Genomic DNA, 24,731 nt, shown 5'->3' with positions numbered 1-24,731 from the left:
CTTCGGCTTGGGCAGTAATTTTTGTAAGCACTCCCAAAGCACGTCATCAATGACCATCCGTGACATTCCCTCTCCCCAACCCTCTCCCCAACCCTCTCCCGCGAAAAGCAGCATCATACTATTCAAATTCCTTGCGCGGGAGAGGGGGCAGATTGGAGTAAATGAAAAAATAGGTGTACAGAGTATAGTACACAAAAAACTTTAGGGACGTTGCCTAGTAAGTCCTGATGCTATTTTATGGATTATAACCATAAGGTCTATCTTCTTCTTGTTCTTCTTTACCAGTTACCGGGTCAATTTTTAGCTTATTAGCATAGACCTTCTCTAGATCAGTATCAATTGGACTCCCTGCATCAGGTTTTCGAGCGTCCTCGTTGGCTTTTTCATAATTTGTCACTGGAGCATTAGGATTTGTCTTGTTTTCGTTTGCTGCTACAAAGTGCTTTTGCCATTTATTTTTCATAATCAATTACTCTAAATCAGCTTAATTTAATTATAGATCAAAATGGTTTATTTGTGAGCTATTTTGCTATTGGATCTTATTTAAATTCAATTTCTATACAGCTTCTACGCTTTAATCAGTTCCATTCCACCTAAATAAGGGCGCAAAACCTCAGGAACATGAATATTACCGTCCTTATCTTGATAATTTTCTAAAATGGCCACTAAAGTTCTGCCTACGGCAAGACCTGATCCATTTAATGTATGCACTAGATTGATCTCGTTTGTTTCTGGATCACGATATCTTGCTTTCATTCGTCTGGCTTGGAACGCTTCTGTGTTTGAGCATGAAGAAATTTCTCGATAGGTGTTTTGGCTTGGTAACCAAACCTCTAGATCATAAGTCTTGGCTGCACCAGCACCTATATCTCCAGTACAAAGCGTAACTACTCGATAGGCTAGATTTAATTTCTGTAATATGGCTTCAGCATGTTGGGTCAATTGCTCCAATGCTGAGTAGGAATCCTCTGGTTTTGTAACCCAAACCAGTTCTACTTTTTCAAATTGGTGCTGCCTTATCATGCCTTTGGTGTCTTTGCCATAAGAACCCGCTTCACTGCGAAAACATGGGGAGTGGCATACATAACGAATTGGGAGCTGATCTACCGTTAAAATGGTATCTCTTACCGTGTTTGTTACTGGAATTTCCGAAGTTGAAGTTAAATAATAATTGTTATCACCAGTTAACTTAAACAAATCTTCTTCGAATTTAGGTAGTTGCCCAGTTCCTAAAAGGCTCTCTGCATTCACAATATAAGGAACATAAATTTCTTGATACCCATGCTGTTGAGTATGGGTATCAAGCATAAATTGAATCAAGGCTCGGTGTAATTTTGCAATATGTTGTTTCATGACAACAAAACGACTACCGGTAATTTTAGCAGCCAAGGAAAAATCCATCTGCCCAAGCGCTTCACCTAATTCATCATGTGATTTGACCGGAAAATCGAACGATGGCAGCTTACCCCATCGTCTCAATTCCTGATTGTCGTTTTCATCTTTTCCAAAAGGGACTGATTCATGCGGAATATTGGGTAGAGATAAAGTAATCAATTCAATTTGCTGAAGGACCTCGTCCAGTTTGTTTTTATTCTGCTCGAGCTGTTGTCCAATTTTATTGACTGCCTCCCGCATAGGCTCTATATCTTCGCCACGAGATTTTGCTTCCCCTATTGCCTTAGAACGTAAATTGCGTTCATTTTGCAAGGCTTGAGTTTCTACTTGCAATACCTTTCGTTTTTCTTCTAGAGCGACGTACTGGCTAACATCAAATTGAAATCCTCTTTTGACTAACTGATCAGCCACGTATTGGGGGTTTTCACGAAGTAATTGATTATCTAACATAGTAAGCCACTCGATTAATTAAGTTCTAAGTATCTTTTAAGCATTCGTTTAGTCAGCTCAGAGCCCAAGAGCACCATGGTTAAAGACCCAAGATTATTCACTAATACATTGGTAATCAGTTTAAGCCACTGTCTTTGTTCAAACATAAACAAAGATTCTGCCGCAAAGCTAGAGAAAGTAGTGTAAGCACCCAAAAAGCCAGTAAAAAAGAATAGTCTCCAATATTCTGAAGCATTGTATCTCCCAACAAAGATTGCTAGGAGAAATCCTGCCAACAATGAACCAAATGCGTTCACAATGAATGTGCCATAGGGAAAATTCAATCCCCATTGGTTTTGGGCAAATATAATCGTCATGTAACGAGCTATTGCTCCTAATGCTCCGCCTGTGGCTACTGCCAAATAAGGAACATGCACTTTTTACCTCACGATGCCGCGTGTGGATTGATTTAATGCGTCAATCATCGGTACAACCTCTGGGCACTCTTGTTGCATGACCTCTAATTCCGCAATGGCCTGCTGCACGGTCAAACCTTTGCGGAAAATAATTTTATAGGCTCTTCTTAATTGGTCAATCGCAGTAGAAGAAAATCCTCTTCTTCTTAGCCCAACCGTGTTTATTCCACACGCCGACGTCGTATGTCCCGCAATCATCACATAGGGTAAAACGTCCTTAGTAACGTAGGTGGCTCTGGCTATAAACGCATAAGCTCCTACATGGCAAAATTGATGGACAGCTGCATAGGGGCCAATAATTGCAAAATCATTTAATGTCACATGGCCTGATAATGCAGCATAGTTGGTCATTATAATTTGATTGCCTATCATGCAATCATGCCCAATATGCGTATAGGCCATTAAAAAATTATGATTACCAACTCGCGTAACACCGCCTCCTTTGACAGTGCCTCGGCTTATCATACAGTATTCTCGAATGACATTGTTGTCACCAATTTCTAAACGGGTTGGCTCCCCTTGATAAGTAATGTCTTGTGGTTCATCGCCCACAGAAGCGAATTGAAAAATCTTATTGTTTTTTCCAATAACTGTTGGCCCTTCAATGACGACATAGGGGCCTATCCATGTATTTTCACCTATCTCCACGTTCGCGCCGATCACTGTACCTGGACCAACACTTACCCCTTTTGCCAGTTTGGCAGTAGGGTGAATAATTGCTTTGTCATCTATCACTTTTTAATTTCCTTTGATGCGCTTAACAAGTCAGCTGAGCAGGCCAATTTATCACCTACATAAGCTTCACAATACATGCGCCAAAAATCCCTTTTTTGTCCAACTAGTTTAACTTCCAAGCGCAGCTGATCACCAGGCGTCACAACTTGTTTAAATCTTGCATTATCAATTCCTGCAAAATAATACAGGTACTCATATCCATCTCTAGGCTTTCTAGATAAATTAGATAATATGGCGCTGGCCTGTGCTAATGCCTCTAACATCAACACACCTGGCATAATAGGATTTCCAGGAAAATGGCCTGTAAAAAAATTCTCATTGATTGTCACATTCTTAATAGCAGTCAGATATTCCATCACTTTATAATCCAGAACTCTATCTACTAAGATAAAGGGGTATCGATGTGGCAACAAACTAAGTATTTGATTTATATCTATAAACTCACTCATAGACTATTCTCATTTTATCAATATCTCTCTCAGTGGATGCACATTATCTAGCTTTACAAGGATCTAATCAAGCCTACCTGTCATTCATTTCCTTTTCGATCGCTTTTAACAGCAGGATGTAATCGTCCAAACGCTTAAAGCGTGCTGCATTACGACGCCAACTTTCATGCTCATGGACTATCGTTCCAGAAGAATATACCCCGGGTTTTGTTATTGATTTTGTTACAGTCGACATTCCGCTTATGACAACGTCATTTCCCAATTGTGTGTTAGCTGCGATACAACTTGCCCCACCAATAATGCAATCGTTTCCTATTTGTGTTCGAGCACCAACGACTGCACAACCAGCAATGATAGTATTGTTACCTATGTAAACGTCGTGTGCTATCAATACTAAATTGTCAATACACACTCCTTCACCAATATAGGTGTCACTGAAAGAGCCCCTATCAATCACTGAGTTTGATCCAATGCGTGTTCGTTTGGAAATAACTACCCCACCTACAACAAGCCCAACAACCCATGATCCATGAGCTTTTTCGTAATTAAATGGATGGGCACCAATAACACAGCCTGAGCCAATGAATACCTGCTCTTCAATTCTACTACCAGTATGAATGACCACTGAGCAACCAATTTCTGTGCCATTAGCAATGGCGACCCCTTCCTCTATAATACTGTTTACTCCAACACGTACTCCAGCTCCTAAATTGACATTCTGGCCAATGAACACATTAGCTCCTATATGTACACCATTACCCAGCTTGGCTGTTGTGTGAATTTGAGCTGTTGGATGAATAGATGCTGTATGGCAATGGGATTGGAATAAAATCTTACCTGCCTGATTTATTGCACGTTCAGGATGCTCTACAACAATTGCATTAACCGGACACCATTCTAAGTGTTCTGATTTTAATAGAACTGCACCTGCTTTTGTGGTTGTTAACAGCTCTTTCAATCGAGGATTATCAAAACAAGCAAGATCTTTATTGGTAGCACATTGTAAGGAAGATAAATTAAAAATGGCGTAATTGGCATTACCATGCCATACGCCATTTAGTTTATTTGCAAGTTCAGCTAACGTCAGCAATCTGATAGCCGAATGAATTAATTGATTGCTTTTACAACTTTATCGGTAACATCTAAAGTATCTGCACTAAAAGGAGCAGCATCTTTTTGAACAATTAAGTCGTATTTTTCATCTTTAGCAATTTTAGCAATTGCCGCACGCACTTTAGTGTACAAACCTTCCATTGCTTCGTTGTGAGCAGTACTTAATTCTTGTTGGTATTGTTGTCCATCTCTTTCAAATTGCTGTTGAGCAGCAACAATTTTCTTTTCTAAGTCTTTCTTTTGAGTAGCACTTAAAATTGCAGCGTCACGCTTAAATTTGTCCATGTCACTTTTTATGGAAGACTCCATTGCAACTAATTTATCACGACGTGGTTTAAAATCTTTTTCCAGTTTTGCTTGAATGTCTTTCATTTGGCTGGAGGTTTGCATGATCTTTTGCAAATCAACCACGCCAATTTTTGATACATCAGCAAACGCGCTGGCACAAAATACACTGAATATCAATGCGACTAAACCCGCACCCAAACGTTTCATAATTATCTCCTCAATTAAAGTAAGAAATGCTAGCATAATTCTAAACAGGTTGCGATATGTACAACCCCTGTTTTTTGTAATTAGTTTCCCCAATTATTTACAAAACTCATAAGAGTGTGCTAACTACACTTCTTAATTACGATGTCTTACATCTTATCTTCAGGCTCTTTGAGTGCCGTGGCTAACACGGCACATCAAAGCCCGGCGGTCATTGCAACAGTTGCTAGAAACCGGAAGAAAGTGCAAATTGGAAATATTGTTTTTGATCACGCGGTTGTGGATTCAGAGCCTTAGCTAAACTGAATGCCAATGGGCCAAATGGTGATCGCCACTCTAATGAGACGCCCGCAGAGTATCGCAAGGGTCCGGCATCACTTCCACGTAGCGCGATAGGAGTCCCATCAGAGAACACGTTACCTGCGTCGGAGAATATTGTCGTACGAACATTATCTCGACTTAATGGATAAGGCAATATTAAACCCACGCTGCCATTAACCAAGAGGTTCGCACCCATCGCGTTCCCAAAATTATCTAAGGGACCTAATGAATAACTATCGTAACCTCTAACTTGTCCAGGTTGTGCAGTACCCCCTGCATAGTAGTTCTCAAAGAATGGCAATCCATTCCCATTAAATGCATTACCATACCCCACATTTCCTAGAATGGTAAAAATCCAACCCTTCACTAATGGCTGATACAAGTGTGCTTGGTAGGAGGATTTGTAATAAGACAACGATTGCGAGGTTGCTGGTAAAGCCGCCATGACAATTGCCTGTTGATTGAATCCCTTGTTTGGATAAGGCATTTGATCATAACTGTTTCTGCTCCAGCCTGCCGTCAATCTAATCTCTTGAAAATGATTTCCATTTAAGTTAACAAAATTGATGATCGGCGTTACCAAACCTACCGATTTAATATGGACATCTTGATAACCATATCCCAGTTGGAGCCCACTTGTCTCACCTAAGGGGAAATTGTAGTTAATATCACCACCAAATCGATTTGAACTATAAGTCGCCACATTCAAGTTTTTGGGGTCAATTTTTGAATAATACAAACTTGCCCCCCGACCAATTCCTGTGTCAGTAAAAAAGGGGTTGTAATAGTTGAATGAATAATCTTGCCCCCACTGGCTTGCATTAAAAGAAGCCCCTAAAGAGCGACCAGAGCCCATAAAGTTTCGTTGGTTGACAGAGGTATTAAATTGATATCCGTTGGTACCATAACCAATTGAAGCACTCGCTTCAGCTGAAGGAGCCTCTTCCACTTGCACATCTAAATCCACTTGGTTATTGGTTCCTTGGACAGGCGTCGTTTTCACATCAATATTCTTTAAATAACCTAATAAACGCATCTGCCTTTCAGATTCTTTAATATTATGCAGGGACAATAAGCCACCCTCATTTTGGCGAATAATATTTCTTAGAACATAATCACCCGTCTTTGTATTCCCATGAAAGTTAATTCGACGGACATACACATGACGTCCGGGTTGGATTACAAAGGTAATAAATACCGTTTTATCATTCTCATCTATTCGTGGCTCGGCATTAATTGCTGGGAAGCCATATCCAACATCACCTAATGCTAAACCGATGGCTGAAATGGATTCGGTGACTTTCTTGCGTGAAAATACATCGCCTTGCTTCACTTGAATCAATGAGTCTATTTTTTCTTTTGGTAATATTAATTTTCCAGTAACATCATAACCTGCGAAGTGGTATTGAGGCCCCTCTTCAACATGAATATTAATGAAAACATCTTTTCTATCTGGGGATAAAAGTACTTGAGAGGACACAATGTTAAATTTTAAATAGCCGCGGTCGAGATAAAATGTTCTCAGTGCCTCTAGTGAAGCATCCATACCGGCTTTCGTGTATTGATCTTTTTTAGTGAAATAGGTAAACAAATTACTGGTTGTTAATTCCATTTCAGGAAGCAACTCATTTGCTGAAAAAGCTTGATTTCCAATAATTTTAATTTCTTTAATTCGTGACACCCGCCCTTCAGACACGGTTATATTAATAGCAACCCGATTATCGGTGAGAGTGGTAATCTTAGTTTCAATTCTTGAGTTGTATTTACCTCGAGCTGTGTAGGCTTGCTTAAGCTCTTTCTCTAATCGTTCTAAAGATGCTTTTTGAAATACGCGGCCTTTAACTAAACCCATTTCCTTTAAAAAGGCCTTCATTTTATCAGCTGGTATATCTTTATTACCAACGATCGAAACTGAACCAATGGTGGCTCTTTCAATGACATTAACGATTAGAGTATTACCTTGACGTTCTAAAGAGACAGCCTGAAAAAAACCTGTGTCGTACAATGCTCTGATTATTTCAGCAGTAGAGCTTGGAGTGATTTCTTCACCCACTTGCACAGGGATGTAATTCAACACTGTGCCCGTTGATACTCTTTGTAATCCCGTGACTTTAATACTCTTTACAACAAATCCGCTAGCAGCCAAGGAGTGGCTAGATAGTGTAATAAGCGTGGAATAACAAACACCTAAGATTAATTTTTTACCGACTTTTTTCATTATTATTTTGCGTCCAGTACTACGTGCATTTCTGAAAATACATCGACTTCAGTTATGCCCAAAAATTGAAACCCTTTTATAGGAAGTAGAACTCGCTGTCAAGTTTATTGACAGCTAATTATCCAATTACCCATTTACAGGACTTGCGAAAAACTCACAAGCACTGTTATTCTGATCAACCAAAACTGTCAACTCGTTAGTCTTGAAATATCATTTGTTAATGCAATAAACATTAATGCCACTAATACTAATAGTCCCAAGTATATTCCTACCGATTTTACTCCTTCGGATAAAGGTTTTCGCCTGATAGCTTCAAGCAAATAATACAACAAATGTCCTCCATCAAGCATAGGGATTGGTAATAAATTTAAAGCACCTAAACTGATACTCACTAAAGCTAAAAACAACAAGTAGGAAACAAAACCCCCTCTACCAGAATCTCCTGCTCCTTGAGCTATGCCTACAGGCCCACTGATGCTGTTTAAACTCAATTTTCCAGTGAACAAGCGACCCATCAGTATAAAAGTCGTTTCAGTTAGATCCACGGTTTGCTTCAAAGCTGTTCCTAATGCGAGTATAGGCGTTTGCCTTTCAAGACGAAGCCAATGTGAAGGCCAATCTACCTTTTGTGATCTAACTCCCAAATACCCCTCTACTTTGCCATTGTTTTCTTGGCTACCCGTCAAGATAGATAGGGTCATTAATTGGTTTTTCCTCTTTATGTCTAAACTCAGTTTTGCATTCGGTCTTTCTCGGACATAATCAACGATAAACATCCAATCATCAAAACGTTTACCGTTTACACTTAATATCAAATCACCAATTTGTAAACCTGCTTTCTCTGCGGGAGATTCAGGAACAATTTCCCCAATGATAGGAGGTATCTTGGGAATAAAAGGCTCGATGCCTAAGCTTCCTATAGGATCTGGTTTTTTATCATCTAAGGCCCAATTTCCTAAAGGAACTGAAAGTTCTTTAATTGTCCCATCGTTCATAGACTTAACAGTTACACTGATTGTTTCTTGAGATCCAATAAAGGGCATCAATGCGTACTGAAAATCCCGCCAGCTATTAATTTTCTCGCCATTCAGAGCAATAATTTCCTGGTTGGAGGATAGGCCAGCATGAGCAGCGATGCTATTTGGTTTAACCGATTCAATCATTGGTGCTAAAGAGTGCATTCCAATGACTAGGACCAGCCACAATGCAACAAAGGCAAAAATGAAATTAAATAATGGTCCAGCAATAACTACAGCAACACGCACCAGTAGCGATTGATTATTGAAGGCAAGTGGTCGTTCTTCTTCTGAAACATCACCTTCTGTTTCATCAAGCATTTTGACATAACCGCCTAAAGGAACTAATGACCACACGTACTCAGTTCCCTTTTTATCACAAAATCGAGCTAGAACTTTGCCAAACCCAAAAGAAAAGCGAAGCACTTTGACTCCGCACCAGCGAGCTACTTGGAAGTGGCCGTATTCATGCACAGTTACAAGTACAATCAAAGCTAATAAAAAATACACCCAGGTTGAAAGCATATCGCTAGCCCAAAGTTTAACGAATAGAGTATCAATATCCAGTTCGTATTAGTGTTAATCCAAAGTAAAATACAGGTAAGGCAGCTATCAAGCTATCTAATCTATCCAATATACCACCATGACCCGGAATTATATTACCTGTATCTTTTAAATGACAACGCCGTTTTAAAATACTTATAAATAAGTCACCAAAAATCGAAATTAGAACTGTAATGAACGCTAAAATAAACCAAAGCGGTTCAAATCCTGATTGAAAACAAAAATGACCAATTAATGCTACTACCATTGATAAACCAAATCCACCAGCAACACCTTCCCATGATTTTCCAGGGCTCACTTGAGGAATTAGCTTATGAGTTCCCCATTTTTTTCCGGTAAGATAAGCGCCTATGTCTGATGCCCAAATCAAGAATAAGAGATAAACGATTAATGCTTTTCCACGCGGCAAGTGATACAGGTGGATTAGACTTTGTGCAAATAAGGGTAACAACACTAAACAAGCTATAGCAACAACTATTGGATAGCCCCAGTAGTCTTGTGAATTAGGAAAACTAAGTATCGCGACACAGTTAAACAACCAAAAGACTAAGCCAATACTAAGCCAGACATGATACACGTAACTTGATGCCCAAAAAGAGAATAGCAACAGACCTAAAAACAATCCTTGTATGAGCACATTGGATAGAGGAATTAGCTTGAGTGATTCATACCCTGCTAGTAACAAAATGATTACCAGTACTCCACCTAACAACCAAGCTGGGGCCAGGAATATCCCAAGTAATACGAGTGGCGCAAGTATTAAAGTTGTTATTAAACGTTGCATAAACATGGTTTCAGCCCTACTCCGATGGTAAAACCAGCCCAAAACGCCTAACTCGTTTCTTAAAAGCATCTAGAGCCAATTCAAATTCATACTCATTAAAATCTGGCCACAACACCTCAGTAAAATACAATTCGGTATAGGCCAATTGCCATATAAAAAAATTACTTAGTCTTAACTCTCCACTGGTCCTGATAAATAAATCAGGATCAGGTAATTCGCTAGTACTCAAACACTGCGCAAACATCGATTCGTTAACGTCTTCCAATGTGATTTGACCATCCAATATCTTATGATGCATTTTTTTAGCGGCTGAGACGATATCCCACTTACCACCATAATTGATAACCACATTAAGGATTAATTTCTGATTGTGCTTTGTTAATTCAATAGACTCTTGTATTTGCTGTTGCAATACTGGAGACAAAAAATCCAGATCACCAGTGAAATACATTCTTATTCCATTTTCTTTCAATTCCGGTAGTTCATTTTTCAGAGACTGTAAAAACAACTCCATTAGAAAGTTGACTTCAAAGTCAGGCCGCGACCAATTTTCAGAACTAAAAGCAAATACACTTAAATAGGGAATGTTTCTTTCTAAGCAACATTGAATTACTTTTCTTACCGTTGCAACCCCAACTTTGTGCCCCTCAACACGAGGTAAATTACGTTGCTCAGCCCAACGACCATTACCATCCATCACAATAGCGATGTGCTGAGGTAAACTATCATCCAAAACTTTCAATCCTACCAATAACAATTAGACACATAGTCTATCCTCTTTATTGCCAAAAATTAAGTCCCCAACAGTACGCTAAACTCCCTCTATACTCACCATTAAATCAAGTCTATAATTTTAATGTTCAGTTTTTTTCTAGAACCCTTATAAACGTGCTTCCCTATTAGGAGCAATACATGCGTAAGAACACCTTCAATAAAAACAAAATAAGAATTCTCTTTGCTTGTTCAACTTTCCTGTTTGGTTTGCACAACAGCCATGCACTGCCTGCAGGATGTCTTAAAATTAGTGGTTTTGGTTCTGATTTTAGAATACGAACCACTTGTGAAAAAAACCAATTTGCGGACTTTAACCATTGCAACTCATGCAATCAATTGAAAGTCCCTCCATTGCATCTCAAACATCATGCGTCCATTAAATACTATCCTGGTTGTAATCCCGTGCAGCTATGCGATGCTGAAAAAAATTGCATACAACTTGAAGACTGCAACTAGCTCCGAGTTACCTATACCCTGTTCATTAGCCTGTTTGCTTTTGAACTTGAAACAGCCGCTATTGCTTCGTCGTAGGGTTGCTTCGAGTTTAACACCTCAAATAAATCGAGCTTAGAACATGTTTTCGCAAGCTCAATAAATAAAGGCGCCTGGCCGCTACAGAGTATATCCAGTGCTTTTCGATACGAGTTAATTAAGCTCAGATTATCGACACCAATTTCAGACACATCCTTCATTGACATCGTTCCTGCAAACAAAGCTTGAAGGAGATATCTATTTGAAAATATCAGTTTGTCTTTTTCGATTGGTAAATTAAACTGTAACACTGACTGTGGCAGGATACCTATGACTCTACCCTTATCATCTGCTAAATACACCATACTCTTCATATAAATGGCCATAACAGGAATTGGTCCAAAAGTTTTTAAGAAATTCATCAAATTCTTATCTTTATGCGTTTGACTGTATGCAATGCTCCTATTCAAAATATGGCAAATGTCAATTGGTGAAAATGGCTTATTTAAATACGGATTTATGAATTTTTTATCCTTATAGCACTGTATAAGCTCTAGTACATCAAAGCAATGGCCGCTAGAAGTATAAACTCGTTGACCCTCTGGAATAGTCTCATTCAAAAGAAGATTTGTATCGTTAAAAGGTTTCTTTTGAGCTACGGCGATTAAAAACTCATGAATAATTATTAACAACTCTTCGTCTAAAAGAGAAGCATATTCAGGCGTATGAGTAAGTGCATAAAGAACCTTCCTTAATTGTGTAAATGTTTCCTCATGGGTTTCAATACTATTTAAAACAGACCCATTATCATGATAGCTTGGGGCGGAAAAGATGGAGTTATTCACTACTGGTGAGTTTGCACTTGCTTTATCGAAGCGAATACCTAATTCTACAAAGTCACTCAAAGCGACTTCAATTAAGTTTATAGCCTTCTTTATATTATCGTTTTTGTCTTTGTCTGAATGTCCTAATAGTTTGTTTCTTCGTGACAATAACCCTAAAATCAATTTTTTTTGGACTGATTCATCAAACATCTTGGCATACATCCTTAATAAAACCTTAAGAATTTATTCTAACTGATTTTAGAGCCAAATGTAACCATCTTAATTAATTTAGGAGCACACTCCGCCAGTCTATTTTCCTTATTACACAACAACAATTGTCTATAAGATTACGTTTTCCGTACATTTTGTTGTTGTTCTACTTGCTCAGCTAGAGAAGGGGTAGCCTGTTGTATAGCCCTGGGTTTAGCAAAAAAGGAGGTTATGGAGCTTTGTGCATACCCTGAAACGGCCACTATCGGCTTCACGGTTATGGAAACGAATGCTGCTGTTAATGACGCACTTATAGCCGTGCCCAACCAACTGGCTGCTTTAGGACCATAAGTCATAGAAGTCGATTTGGCGCCTGAAGCAAGCCCAGTTCCCAAATTTTGTATAGGTCCTCTAAAATAATAGGCAGCTCCGACAACACCTGCGGCTAAAAGCCCATAACCAGCATACCGTATCAGTTTCTTATTATCATCCATGTGCAATTTTACATTGGACGTTTTATCACAATGCTGTCTAGCTCTATTAAGTGCTCTCATGTCTGAAGTAAGTGATGATATCTCTCGATCAGTGATTTTTTTCTGGGTGAGTAAAGGGCCAAAGAATTCAATTACTTTAGCATCAATAAACTCGTCTTGTTCTTCCCCTGGATCTTTCTCAGACTCCTTGGGGTTTTCTCCTAAATGTAAACGTTGGAAATCTTCCCCTTGTGCAATACTTGCACGCATTAAATCCTTAAAGACCACAACTAAGTTATCTCTTTTTAATGAGTTTTTAATCGATTTATTTGTACAATTAGCTCCAATTTTTTCTGCCTCTTCTAATGCATTCCTAATTCTTCTATTGAACCCACCATGCGACATCTCTTGACGCTGATGTGCTATCGCTTCCTGTTGGGTACGTTTTGCTTCTTTTAGTTCATAGTTGGTCTTACAAGCATCGTTAACAAGCACAAGAAGTCCAACAATATTTGTTGGGTCATGTAAGTCATTAATATTGGATTGAACAGCTTCTAATATCTCGTTTTGCTCACTGAAAGTAGTAATTTCATCTCTTATATACACGATACCCACTTCTTGTTTTATCATGTCTCCAACAGCTACCGTAAGTCGAATAAATCCCACTCTCCATGGTTGACTTTTATTTTTTTCCATTTCCTCCATGTTAATACGAATGTACTCCTGAAGGGTAACCGCTATATTTTCTACAAGTACCTTTGCAACTTGATTTAGTTCTTTCTGAACCACTTCCTGCACTGAGGCTGCAGTATTTTGTTCATTTTGTTGGACTTCCTTAACCAGGGAAGTTAATGCTTGCTCCGTTTCTTCATCAAATGCGAAATCCTTGCTTTGTTTGGTTAAGGTAAGAATCTCTTCAATCAATCCATCACATGCTTTTTGGAGAGTCACAGAATCCCCCTCCTCATCGAAGTCGCCCAAAGAATCCAATGATTGTTGAATTTTAGGTTTTATCGGTTTCAACATGGTTAGTTGATCCTCAGATAAATCAGGTGCACCAAGCTGATCAAGCACCTCCTTACCACCGACTATTGCCGCTATTTTTTGCTCTAACTCAGCCATGTTCTTTCTTTGAGTTTCAATCAAGGCATTCATTTGGTTTTGCATTTCCTCCTTTGCGGGATCATTCTTATCAAGTTTATCCATTTGATCCTGCATCACTTTTACTTGAACTGAATTCATCTTGTTGTATTTTTTTTGCAGTAGATAGTGAATCAAATTAACTATCTCAATATTCTTCTTAGATGCGGTCATGTTCGTCTCCAAACCAAAAAATCTCGGCAAATATTTTAATCATACTGTTTATTTTATAGTCATCTTTTGGCGATTTGTCAAAGAGTCTGGCTGAACTTCCAAGTCCGTTTCAAGGACTGAGCAAAGTAGGTATTGAATGAGGTGTTTGATCAAAAGAACGAACAATTTAAATTAATTCAGGACTTACGAAAAACCCCAAGGTCGAGGCAAAAGACATTGTTAATGAAGGAGTTTAGATGGACTAAATGACCAAATTAACAATGTCTTTTAACGAAGAGAATGGGGATTTTCGTAAGTCCTGTAATTGTTAACACAGCGCTTGGAGTTTTGCACAAGTCCTGTATTACTAAAGTCGACGATAGATCTTATACTCTTACCTGAGTATAATCTTTACTTTGATCAACTAGACTTTCCTGGGATTTATAGAATGCCTAACTCGTCTCCCTTAGTTCTCATGATCCTTGATGGCTGGGGATATAATAGCAATGCTAAATACAATGCTATAGCGCAAGCCAATACCCCCCAGTGGGATGAATGGTGGCATAATTGTCCACACATCCTTTTAGAAGCATCTGGAAACCCTGTTGGTTTACCAGACCATCAAATGGGAAACTCCGAAGTTGGGCATATGCACATTGGAGCCGGTAGAGTTATCCAACAAGATTTCACTCGCATTAACGACGCGATTAAGAGTGGCGAGTTTGCTAAGAACTCTAATTTTAACCTAGTCATTGATGAATTAACTAAAGATAAAAAATCCCTGCATATTATGGGGTTATTCTCTCCAGGAGGCGTTCATAGTCACGAGGAGCATTTATTTGCACTGCTCGAATTATGCAATAAGAAAAACTATAAATCCGTTCATCTGCACCTGTTTCTTGATGGAAGAGACACTCCTCCTCAAAGTGCGATGGATAGCTTAAAGCGTTTATCTAGAGTACTTTCTGAAAATCCTGTTGGTAAAATAGATTCTATCAGTGGGCGCTATTACGCAATGGATAGGGATAAGCGTTGGGATAGAATTGAATTAGTGTTCAGTCTATTAACTCAGGGAATTGCAAAACACCAATTTTTAAACGCCGAACAAGCCATTCTTTCTTTTTACCAAGACAACATTTCCGATGAGTTCATCCCACCAACTTTGATAGGCGAAGTTAGCCCCATCAAAGATGGAGATGCGGTATTATTTTTTAATTTCAGGGCAGATAGGGCAAGACAATTAACCTCAGCATTTATCGATCCACATTTTAATGGTTTTATAAGACCAAGTGTTCCAAGGTTATCTTATTTTATCAGCATGACTCAATACGACAAACATTTAGATACCTTAATTGCCTTTCCCCCAATTCCATTGAATAATACCCTTGGAGAGGTTCTATCAGCTCACGGTCTTAAACAACTGCGCATTGCTGAAACTGAAAAATATGCGCACGTTACCTTTTTCTTAAATGGAGGAACCGAGCAAGTCTTTGCCAATGAAAAAAGGATCCTTATTCCATCACCTAAAGTAAGCACTTATGATTTGAAACCAGAAATGAGTGCCCCAGAGCTAACAGATGTACTCGTTAATGCAATTAACAATAATGAATTTGATGTCATCATTTGTAATTTTGCCAATGCAGATATGGTAGGTCATAGTGGAAATTTTAAAGCTACGTTAAAAGCTATAGAGTGCTTGGACACCTGCATGAAAAAAATAGGGGATGCTTTGGAAAAAAAATCAGGACAATTACTAATCACTGCTGACCACGGGAATGCCGAGGAAATGTATGATGATGTTACTCAGCAAGCACATACTGCTCATACCACAGAGCCTGTACCATTAATATATGTAGGAGGCGGGTGGCATTTTACTTGCAAATCAGGCAGTTTAATTGATGTAGCCCCTACCCTGCTTACTTTATTAAATATTTCTCCTCCCCCAGAAATGACCGGACATATTCTTTTGGAAAAAGATCATGCGTTTGCCTAATCTCATCGATAAAAACACACTGAAGCATACTGCATTAGGCTTAATGATAGGAACGATACTCCCAGTCAATCTTGAGGCTCAACCCAATCAAAGCTCAGTCACAACTACCCAAAATAAAATTAAACAACTGGATACACAAATTTCGAATTTAAAAAGCACCTTAGCTCATGCTACAGATAGGCAAGGAGTATTAAATAAAGAGCTATCTCAAACTGAAAAGCAAATTGGAGATGGTGTACGCAAACTAAGCACAATTCAAAACAATATAGCCATTAAAGAAAAAACCATTTCAGACCTACAGAGTAAAGTCACTGATTTAAATAAAGTATTGTTTACACATCAAGCTCTCCTGGCAAATCAGGTGCAGGCACGATATCAAATGGGCGAGTATCAACCCTTAAAATGGATAATTAATCAAGATGACCCTTTTAAAATTAGCCGCGTTTTAACCTACTACCAGTACATGATTAAATCTCGTGAGCAATTGATTGAACAAATACAAACGACGACCAATGAAATTAATGCGAATAAAGACAAACTGCACAAAGAACTCAGTGAAACACAGCAATTAAAGTTTAGATTAGTCCAAAATCAACAACAGTTGGAGCAACATAAACAATATCATCAAGCTTTAATTCACTCATTAGACAATGATATTCAAAACAAAAAACATACTTTACAAGAGTTTCAAAAAAACAAAGACAATTTATCTCAGTTATTAAAGTCTCTATCACAGCAAAGTGCCATGAAAAATAGCAAACCGTTCAATCAGATGCACAAAAAATTGCCGCTTCCAATTCATTCGACTCACCGATCCTTACATAGAATGAATCAGGGAGTGACAATTTTTGCCGATGAAGGATCTGTAGTCTCCGCAGTATATCCTGGAAAGGTTGTTTTTAGTGACTGGTTAAATGGTTATGGATTACTTATTATCATTGATCATGGTCAGGGATTCATGACTCTCTATGCCCACAATCAATCTCTCTTCAAGCAAAAGGGACAATTCGTCCAACAAAACGAGCAAATCGCAACCGTTGGCCACACCGGCGGGATCAAACAAAACGGACTATACTTTGAAATAAGGCAAAAGGGAAAAGCGGTGAACCCGTTAAACTGGTTGTCTTAAAAAGTAAAGCTGCTGGCATTTAAATTGCATTTAAATAAATAGACAAAAACAAAAGTGGCTGATTTTGTGGCCTTGCATCCGAGGAGATGGCTATGGTTATTAAGAAACTACTTTCGAGCTCAATGGCATTAGTTTATGCACTCACTCTGATGCTCCCGATTACCGCATACTCAGATCAAGAAGAGGTATCTACTAACAATACTAATACAAAAAAAATTCCATTGGAAGACGTTCAACGATTTTCTAATGCGATTGGTGAAATAAAAAAATACTATGTAAAACCTGTGGATGACAAAGAGTTATTCGACAATGCAATACGTGGAATGTTAAGTGGATTAGATCCTCACTCTGCCTATTTAAACGAAGAGGAATTTAAAGAGCTACAAACTTCAACCAGTGGTGAGTTTGGAGGTTTGGGTATTGAGGTCACTATGGAAGAAGGCGTTGTGAAAGTAGTCACACCACTAGTTGATACTCCAGCTTTTAAAGCAGGAATTAAATCTGGTGATTACATCATCAAGCTAGGAAAAATCTCTGTGCAAGGTTTATCTCTAAAAGACGCTGTTAATTTGATGCGTGGAAAACCCGGCACTACTATCGAGTTAACTGTACTGCGTAAAGGTGAAAACAAGCCACTCACCTTTGATCTGATTAGAGAAGTTATTCAAATCAAAAGCGTGAAAAGCAAAATGCTTAATGATGGATATGGATACATTCAACTAACTCAGTTCCAAGCAATGACTGGAAAGGATATGCTAAAAGCAATTGAGCAACTAAAACTACAGGCTGGTGGCAAACTTAAAGGTCTCATTTTGGATTTAAGGAATAATCCTGGAGGACTTCTTGACTCAGCAATCCAAGTTTCTGATGCATTCTTAGGCAATGATAAAAATGGAAAACAAGAATTAATTGTCTACACCGAAGGTCGATTACCAGGTTCCAAGTTTACTGCACTAGCAAATCCCGGGGATGTGCTAGACAATGCTCCTATAGTTGTTCTTATTAATAATGGTTCTGCCTCAGCCTCTGAAATCGTAGCTGGCGCATTGAAGGATAACAAGAGAGCACTTATATTAGGAACCAAGAGCTTCGGTAAGGGATCTGTGCAAACCGTATTACCACTTGATAACAAAACAGGTATTAAACTGACAACAGCTCTATACTACACCCCATCTGGAACTTCTATTCAAGCTAAAGGGATCACACCTGATATTATTGTAGAAGAAATTGATGTCGCCAAAAACTCAAGCAAGAAGAATGATTCTGCCGGATTTTCTGAAGCAGATCTAAATGGACACTTGATTAACAAAAATAATCCAGAAGGTGATAATGTGGATTCCAAAAAAGCCAATAATGAAGTCAGTGACTTGATGTATAAAGATTATCAGCTTTACACCGCTCTGACTGTACTTGAAGGAATGTCGCTGGCAAATAGATAACTAATAATAACATCCTCGTCCTGCAACATGCTTTAATCCACTCGTAAATCCTCCGCTAAAGCGGAGGATTTTTTTCAGGGCTAACAAACACCCTTCAAGTTCAAGCAGTTTCTTTGACCAGACTATTAAATTTACTCATTACCGTCTGTTTTGCATAAGCTCCATGAGTACTCATAGAGCTTGCTATGCTCGTATTTAATAGCTGAAATGCTTCATAAGCATACCCTGCTTCTTTAGAAGGATAAGTCCAATACTCTTTCTCAAATTGAGTGATAAATTTGAGGTTCATATGATGTCCTTCGATTGTATTATTTTCAGCCACCACCGAATTACTAAGCACATTCAAATGAATAACATTATTATGTTTTGTTACTGGCTCAGCAATTAGGCCATTTTCTTTCCCCGCAGTAACCAATACTTTAATGTCATGCGATGTAATAAATTTTTGCAATACTTTGTCTGTATGATTACCTTTTGGTTGCTGATCCAGGGTATAAAATGAATAATGGATGGATGAAGGCTTTAGCTGTCCATTTGCTATTTCCATCGCAGCCAAAATGTTTCTTCCAATGAACGCTGATTGACTTGAGAACGGTGCGTAAATCCCTACATTCACCTCGACTGTTTGAGCCTGTTGATTTTCTACTGGAATTCCAGCGGCATTTGATGAATTAAAACTTGCACATGAGAAAGCAATTGCGCAAAAAACAGCGCTTGATTTGGATAAAAAATCTAACATGTCGTCGTCCTTGGTTTTAGCCTTAGATTATTCTGCTATGATCTTTGTAAAAATTCAATCTTGCTCAGATATAATTCCGCTACCCACTCAATTTTATTGATTCAATAAGGACTTACAAAACTATTGGGATATTAAATCAATTATGCGATAATAAATGACCATTTTATGAGCAATCGCAAAATATGAACAAAATTAGGTTAGTATTATCTATTTTGGGGCTTTTTTTCTCTTTTTCCCTCAGTGCCAGTATAGAATCGCATTTTAACTCCATAAAATCCGATACAAACTCTTTGTATGCATTTTTTAAATCCATGCCCAAAGGGGGTGAACTGCATTACCATTTGGCAGGGGGCGCCTACCCAGAAGAAATGCTACAGGTGGCTGCTTCAGGTAATTATTGCCTCGATGAAAACACATTTGTAATCTCAAAAGATCAAGCGGAGTGCAAAGGTGTGACTGTCAAAGAACTATTTAATAAGCCAGATCTTTATGCAAAAGTTGTTAGGGATTGGTCCATGAAAGATTTTATCCCTGGTATAGAATCAGGACATGATCATTTCTTTCAAGGTTTTATAAAATACTTACCCATTGTATTTGACTACAGACCAGAGCTGCTTGCTGTCATTATAAAAAGGGCTGCGGATCAACAGGAGCTCTACCTAGAAGTGATGTCTATACCTGATAATGCGTCATCACTTAGTTTTGGAGAGTTACTCAATTCAAATGATTCATATGCGAATAAACGTAAGCAGCTTCTAAGTAATCAAGCCTTTCAGAATAATATTAAACAAACGGTATTAGAAAGTGAACGAATTTTATCAAAATCTCGAGAAGAATTAGGGTGTACTAAAAATCCAACTACAAATCCCTGCAAGTTAAAAACAAAGTTAATTTATTATGTTCTTAGAGAGCAACCGCTTAATAATGTATTTGCCCAAGCATTGAATGCCTTCGAAGCCGTTACACAATCGAAAGGCTCTCTTGTTGGAGTCAATCTGGTGCAACCTGAAGATGGTATTATTTCACTAAGAGATTACCACCAACAAATGCTGATATTTCAATTCCTTCACCAGCACTATCCAACTGTGCCAATAAGCTTACATGCTGGTGAATTATCACCTCAATCGGTGGTTCCACAACATTTAAATTTTCACATTCGAGAAGCTATAAAAACTGGACATGCACAACGCATCGGTCATGGTGTAGATATCAATTATGAAAATCAAGCTGAAGATACTTTAAACTATATGAAAAAGAACCGATTGCCAGTAGAAATTAATTTGATCAGTAACAAAAAGATACTGAATATCTACGGAAAAAAGCACCCTCTTAACTATTATCTACAGCATAACGTTCCCGTTGTTTTATCAAGCGATGATGAAGGGGTGCTAAGAACCAATTTAACCCAACAATATGTAGAAGCTGTTATAGAACACCAATTAACTTATGCGCAAATTAAGCAAATCAATCGTAATGCACTAACCTACGCATTTTTGCCAGGTAAAAGCATATGGTCTGATTCAAGTACAGGCACTTTGGTGCCTGAATGTAAAGAGTTGTATTCTGGTACTTGTAAGCAATACATTGCTAACAGTGAAAAAGCATCCTTGCAGTGGGATTTAGAGCAAAAGTTGATTCGTTTTGAAAGTCAGTATTCCAACGAATAGGTGAACCATTTATCCACTTCCTTACGATCCAGGAAAGATGCTTGGATCTTAGCATGACTAGTCGAAGACCCTCATTGGGGTCCGTCATTGTCAATAAAGTATTGTGACGGATAAAAAAACTACAGGAATTAGATAACTTCGAACAATCACCCCCTCATCAGTCCTTCGGGCACCTTCTCCCAAGTCCTGGGGCGAAGGGGAAATTGAAAGGAGTTATTTAGAAGTCCTGTCCTAATGAAACGGATCCTGTAAAATGATGGTTGAATCCCTTTCAGGGCCAGTTGATAACATATCAATAGGAACCCCCAGAAGTGCTTCAATGCGATTCAAATATGACCTGGCATTTGCTGGTAAATCGGATAAGACTGTTACATCCGCAGTCGATTCCTGCCACCCGGGATGATCTTCATAGATTGGCTCCAAACCATCAAAATCGTCAGCTGCTTGAGGTGGGCGCGTCAGTAGATTACCTTGTCTATCTTTATAAGCAACAGCGATACGGATGACGTCTAAGCCATCTAAAACATCTAATTTAGTAACGCAGAGACCAGAAATACTATTAAGCTCAATAGAGCGTTTAAGTAAAACTGCATCGAACCAACCACAGCGTCTTGGCCTTCCAGTCACAGCTCCGAACTCTTGTCCCCTTTCTGCAATTCGCTTTCCGACTTCATCAGATAACTCTGTTGGAAATGGGCCTCCACCAACACGAGTGGTATACGCTTTGGTAATCCCTAACACGTAATCAATGTATTTTGGACCAAAACCAGCTCCATTGGTGACTGAACCAACACAAGTGTTTGAAGAGGTGACAAACGGATAGGTACCATGATCAACATCTAAATAAACCCCCTGAGCACCTTCAAATAAGATTCTATCCCCTTTTTCTCTATGCTCATGCAAGTTGGCAGCAACATCGCTTACCAAAGGCTTCAATTGCTCTGCCCAGGACAATGATTCATCTAAGATAGGCTGCAATTCGACGGCTGGTTGCTTAAAGTAGTGTGTTAATAAAAAGTTATGATACTCCAGTAATTCGGTTAACTTGGTAATAAAACGATCTCGATGAAATAAATCGCCTACTTTTATTGCCCGACGAGCTACTTTATCTTCATAGGCTGGACCGATTCCTCTACCAGTGGTTCCTATTGCAGCTTTGCCCATATGAACTTCGCGAGCTTTATCTAAAGCGACGTGACAAGGTAGGATCAATGGACAAGCTTGACTGATACGTAAACGCTTGCGAACATTGACGCCATTGGACTCGAGCTCTTGAATTTCACTAAGTAGGGCCTGGGGAGACAAAACGACCCCATTCCCTATATAGCAAATAACATGTTCTCTAAGCATTCCTGAAGGAATAAGTCGCAATACTGTTTTAACACCGTTTATTTTAAGAGTATGCCCGGCATTATGACCACCCTGGTATCGAACTACCACTTGTGCATCTTCGGTAAGCAAATCAACAATTTTTCCCTTACCTTCATCGCCCCATTGTGTACCCAAAACTACAACATTCTTACCCATGATTTACTCTTAAATTGCATAAATTAAACTCAGGTTGGGACTATTGTCCCAAGTATTAAAAACTCCGACTGAATTGTCTAGATCCGGCTTATAACAAGTGTTATCTAATTACAAAAACCAAGTATTATATTTAGTTTTTTGCTGTTACACCATCACTTTTTGGCATTGCTCGTTTGAAATAGTCAAAAAATGCACTGCTCTGATCCAGTACTAAAATATCCCTTTTGCTATGAAAACTCGCTTCATAGGCAAGTAAGCTTTTATACAAATTAAAAAACTGCTTATTCTGACCATACGCTTTGGAGTAAATTTCTGCAGCTTTTGCTTGCCCCACAGCCCTAATTTGTTGCGCTTCGCTTTTTGTTTTTGCTAACAAAATAGTGACATCAGCATCCGCTTTAGCCCTAATCTCTTCAGCAGCCGCCTCGCCATCTGCTCGGTGTTTGTTGGCTATTTTTTGCATGTCAGCTCGCATTCGTTGATAAATCGCATTGCTTGTGTTAGCTGGAAGCTCAATCCCTTTAATACGCACGTCCACCACAACAATACCCAACTCGCCTGCTTGTTTTTCAGCGGCTTTACGCAGAATCTCCATGACGTCATCACGTCCACCAGAAACGGCGTCGGAAATTGTACGTTTACCAAATTGAGCGCGCAACAAAGTATTTAATTGCTGCTCCAGCAAAGTTTCTGCTTTAAATTCATTACCGCCGGTAGATTTAAAGTACTTACCTAAATCGGCTATACGCCATTTAACGTAATAATCCACCATCACATCTTTCTTCTCTTTGGTGACTATACGAGTTGATTTAATGTCCATGGTTTGGATACGTGTATCAAAAATTCTGACATTTTCAATAAATGGGGTCTTAAAGTGCAATCCAGGCTGGAGTACTTTCAGCGTATCTGTCTGAGGATTCTTCACCAACCGACCTAATCGCAAAATAATCCCTTGCTGCCCTTGAGTCACAGTAAACATGCTGCTCAGAACAATAAGAAGAATCAGTAATACCATAACCCCGACAGTGGCTTTAATTGCATTCATTCTCATTCTCTCCCTTGATCGTAGGTAGGTCTGGTCAAATCTCGACCTGCAATAATCAAGCTATTCTCATCATTACTATTACTTGCTGCTGTCTTGCTCTCTTTAGAGTTGCTGGTTTGAGAGTAGGATTGGGCAGCAATCATTTTATCCAAAGGGAGGTATAGTAAGTTGCCTGCCTTGCTGTCCACAATGATTTTACTGCTTTTATTGAGTACTTTTTGCATGGTATCTAAATACATTCTTTCAGAAGTCACTTGAGGTGCAGCATTGTACTGAGGCAACAAGGCGATAAAACCAGCTACTTCACCCTCAGCTCGCAACACTGATTGTTTCGAATAAGCCTCAGCTTCTTGCTTAATTCGGCTGGCAGTTCCCTCCGCAATTGGAACAACTTTGGCTGCATAGGCATAAGCTTGTTCTTTAAAGCGTTTTTCATCTTCTTGAGCTTTGATTGCATCATCAAAGGCATCCTGAACACTTTCAGGTGCTCGTGCTGGTTGGGGAGAAACGTTTACGATCAAAACGCCAGTTTTGTAAATTGCTAATGTTTTAGTCAGCGTGTCTTGTACTCTATTCCCCCATACTTCACGACCTTCTGTAATAATCTGATCTAAAGTCGTTGTTCCAACAACTTGTCGTAAAGCACTAGAAGTAGCTTGCTGAAGGCTTTCCTCGGGGTTTGCTACGTTAAACAAATAATCCTGTAAATCACCTATTCGATATTGAACAGCCAATGATACTGCTACTAAATTCTCATCACTTGTTAGCATTTGAGCTGAATAGGAATAATCCATCACTCTATCGACGTTCACTACAACTTTGGACGATATAAATCGAGGGATCCAATGGGGGCCAGGGCCTACTGTTTCTACGTATTTACCAAACCTAAGAATTGCAGCTTGTTCAGCGGGATCAACAATGAATATCCCCGATAAGGCCCATAAAATAAAGACAATCAGTAATACTGATAGTGATATCAAACCAGCATTAGTACCCGTGGAAGGAGAGCCCGGTGATTTCCCAGCTCCGCCAAACAATGCTTTTTTTAGCTTGTCATGAATACGCTTAATCGCCTCATCCAAATCTGGAGGCTGATTTTTACCCTTCCATGGATCCTTGCCTTGTTCTGGCTCATTCCACCCCATGTACTACTCC

General features: G+C 39.0%; 22 protein-coding genes. 5 read left to right on the top strand and 17 right to left on the bottom strand.

Annotated elements, in window-relative coordinates; genetic code table 11:
- Positions 1 to 235 precede the first annotated feature (235 nt).
- The 11 genes from Lwal_RS12660 to Lwal_RS12610 form a co-directional block, all read right to left on the bottom strand.
- A complete protein-coding gene (locus Lwal_RS12660) occupies positions 236 to 463 on the bottom strand; it encodes a hypothetical protein (protein ID WP_058481169.1) in 228 nt (75 codons plus the stop codon).
- A 104-nt stretch (positions 464 to 567) separates the two neighbouring features.
- Positions 568 to 1,845 carry a serine--tRNA ligase gene (gene serS, locus Lwal_RS12655; RefSeq protein ID WP_058481168.1) on the bottom strand — a complete coding sequence of 426 codons (1,278 nt, stop codon included), beginning with the start codon at positions 1,843 to 1,845 and terminating at the stop codon, positions 568 to 570.
- Positions 1,846 to 1,859: 14 nt separating this feature from the next.
- Positions 1,860 to 2,261, bottom strand: a complete 402-nt coding sequence (crcB, locus tag Lwal_RS12650; protein WP_058481167.1) for a fluoride efflux transporter CrcB — start codon at positions 2,259 to 2,261, stop codon at positions 1,860 to 1,862.
- A gap of 3 nt (positions 2,262 to 2,264) precedes the next feature.
- Entirely contained in the window at positions 2,265 to 3,035 is a 771-nt protein-coding gene (lpxA, locus tag Lwal_RS12645) for an acyl-ACP--UDP-N-acetylglucosamine O-acyltransferase (protein ID WP_058481166.1), read from the bottom strand.
- Positions 3,032 to 3,484, bottom strand: coding sequence for a 3-hydroxyacyl-ACP dehydratase FabZ (gene fabZ, locus Lwal_RS12640; protein WP_058481165.1), 453 nt, complete (start codon positions 3,482 to 3,484; stop codon positions 3,032 to 3,034). The genes lpxA and fabZ overlap by 4 nt, the downstream gene beginning before the upstream one ends.
- A gap of 73 nt (positions 3,485 to 3,557) precedes the next feature.
- Entirely contained in the window at positions 3,558 to 4,574 is a 1,017-nt protein-coding gene (gene lpxD / locus Lwal_RS12635) for a UDP-3-O-(3-hydroxymyristoyl)glucosamine N-acyltransferase (RefSeq protein WP_058481164.1), read from the bottom strand.
- Between the two features lie 17 nt (positions 4,575 to 4,591).
- Positions 4,592 to 5,092, bottom strand: a complete 501-nt coding sequence (locus Lwal_RS12630) for an OmpH/Skp family outer membrane protein (protein ID WP_058481163.1) — start codon at positions 5,090 to 5,092, stop codon at positions 4,592 to 4,594.
- Between the two features lie 223 nt (positions 5,093 to 5,315).
- The gene (gene bamA / locus Lwal_RS12625) at positions 5,316 to 7,628 is read right to left on the bottom strand and encodes an outer membrane protein assembly factor BamA (protein ID WP_058481162.1); all 2,313 of its coding nucleotides are present in this window, start codon (positions 7,626 to 7,628) and stop codon (positions 5,316 to 5,318) included.
- A gap of 188 nt (positions 7,629 to 7,816) precedes the next feature.
- Complete coding sequence (rseP, locus tag Lwal_RS12620) at positions 7,817 to 9,169, bottom strand: RIP metalloprotease RseP (RefSeq protein ID WP_058481161.1); 1,353 nt, start codon at positions 9,167 to 9,169, stop codon at positions 7,817 to 7,819.
- A 31-nt stretch (positions 9,170 to 9,200) separates the two neighbouring features.
- Positions 9,201 to 9,998: a phosphatidate cytidylyltransferase gene (locus Lwal_RS12615; RefSeq protein WP_058481160.1), complete on the bottom strand. Its 798-nt coding sequence runs from the start codon at positions 9,996 to 9,998 to the stop codon at positions 9,201 to 9,203.
- A 10-nt stretch (positions 9,999 to 10,008) separates the two neighbouring features.
- Positions 10,009 to 10,725, bottom strand: a complete 717-nt coding sequence (locus Lwal_RS12610; protein WP_058481276.1) for an isoprenyl transferase — start codon at positions 10,723 to 10,725, stop codon at positions 10,009 to 10,011.
- 179 nt (positions 10,726 to 10,904) lie between these two features.
- Here Lwal_RS12610 and Lwal_RS12605 point away from each other — a divergent pair, with 179 nt between their 5' ends.
- Positions 10,905 to 11,222, top strand: a complete 318-nt coding sequence (locus tag Lwal_RS12605) for a hypothetical protein (protein ID WP_058481159.1) — start codon at positions 10,905 to 10,907, stop codon at positions 11,220 to 11,222.
- Between the two features lie 11 nt (positions 11,223 to 11,233).
- Here Lwal_RS12605 and Lwal_RS12600 read toward each other — a convergent pair whose 3' ends face one another.
- Both Lwal_RS12600 and Lwal_RS12595 read right to left on the bottom strand, forming a co-directional pair.
- On the bottom strand, positions 11,234 to 12,271 hold the full coding sequence (locus tag Lwal_RS12600; RefSeq protein WP_058481158.1) for a hypothetical protein: 1,038 nt from the start codon (positions 12,269 to 12,271) through the stop codon (positions 11,234 to 11,236).
- A gap of 137 nt (positions 12,272 to 12,408) precedes the next feature.
- Positions 12,409 to 14,058 (bottom strand): hypothetical protein, encoded by a 1,650-nt coding sequence (locus Lwal_RS12595; protein ID WP_058481157.1) that lies wholly within the window; start codon positions 14,056 to 14,058, stop codon positions 12,409 to 12,411.
- A gap of 427 nt (positions 14,059 to 14,485) precedes the next feature.
- Between Lwal_RS12595 and gpmI the strand changes: the two genes are divergently transcribed.
- From gpmI to Lwal_RS12580, 3 genes are all read left to right on the top strand, one after another.
- The gene (gene gpmI / locus Lwal_RS12590; protein ID WP_058481156.1) at positions 14,486 to 16,030 is read left to right on the top strand and encodes a 2,3-bisphosphoglycerate-independent phosphoglycerate mutase; all 1,545 of its coding nucleotides are present in this window, start codon (positions 14,486 to 14,488) and stop codon (positions 16,028 to 16,030) included.
- Complete coding sequence (locus Lwal_RS12585; protein WP_058481155.1) at positions 16,017 to 17,159, top strand: murein hydrolase activator EnvC family protein; 1,143 nt, start codon at positions 16,017 to 16,019, stop codon at positions 17,157 to 17,159. The genes gpmI and Lwal_RS12585 overlap by 14 nt, the downstream gene beginning before the upstream one ends.
- A 92-nt stretch (positions 17,160 to 17,251) precedes the next feature.
- Complete coding sequence (locus Lwal_RS12580; RefSeq protein WP_058481154.1) at positions 17,252 to 18,598, top strand: S41 family peptidase; 1,347 nt, start codon at positions 17,252 to 17,254, stop codon at positions 18,596 to 18,598.
- A gap of 100 nt (positions 18,599 to 18,698) precedes the next feature.
- On the opposite strand, the gene Lwal_RS12575 is transcribed toward Lwal_RS12580, so the two are convergent.
- On the bottom strand, positions 18,699 to 19,337 hold the full coding sequence (locus Lwal_RS12575) for a hypothetical protein (protein WP_058481153.1): 639 nt from the start codon (positions 19,335 to 19,337) through the stop codon (positions 18,699 to 18,701).
- Between the two features lie 182 nt (positions 19,338 to 19,519).
- On the opposite strand from Lwal_RS12575, the gene Lwal_RS12570 reads away from it, so the two are divergent.
- The gene (locus Lwal_RS12570) at positions 19,520 to 21,004 is read left to right on the top strand and encodes an amidohydrolase family protein (protein ID WP_058481152.1); all 1,485 of its coding nucleotides are present in this window, start codon (positions 19,520 to 19,522) and stop codon (positions 21,002 to 21,004) included.
- A 231-nt stretch (positions 21,005 to 21,235) separates the two neighbouring features.
- Here Lwal_RS12570 and Lwal_RS12565 read toward each other — a convergent pair whose 3' ends face one another.
- The 3 genes from Lwal_RS12565 to hflK form a co-directional block, all read right to left on the bottom strand.
- Positions 21,236 to 22,531 carry an adenylosuccinate synthase gene (locus Lwal_RS12565; RefSeq protein WP_058481151.1) on the bottom strand — a complete coding sequence of 432 codons (1,296 nt, stop codon included), beginning with the start codon at positions 22,529 to 22,531 and terminating at the stop codon, positions 21,236 to 21,238.
- Between the two features lie 130 nt (positions 22,532 to 22,661).
- Positions 22,662 to 23,576, bottom strand: coding sequence for a protease modulator HflC (gene hflC, locus Lwal_RS12560; RefSeq protein ID WP_058481150.1), 915 nt, complete (start codon positions 23,574 to 23,576; stop codon positions 22,662 to 22,664).
- A 2-nt stretch (positions 23,577 to 23,578) separates the two neighbouring features.
- Positions 23,579 to 24,721 (bottom strand): FtsH protease activity modulator HflK, encoded by a 1,143-nt coding sequence (gene hflK / locus Lwal_RS12555; RefSeq protein WP_058481149.1) that lies wholly within the window; start codon positions 24,719 to 24,721, stop codon positions 23,579 to 23,581.
- Positions 24,722 to 24,731: the final 10 nt, after the last annotated feature.

The sequence above is a fragment of the Legionella waltersii genome (assembly GCF_001468085.1).
GTDB lineage: Bacteria > Pseudomonadota > Gammaproteobacteria > Legionellales > Legionellaceae > Legionella > Legionella waltersii.
This window is presented reverse-complemented; position numbering and strand designations above follow the sequence as displayed.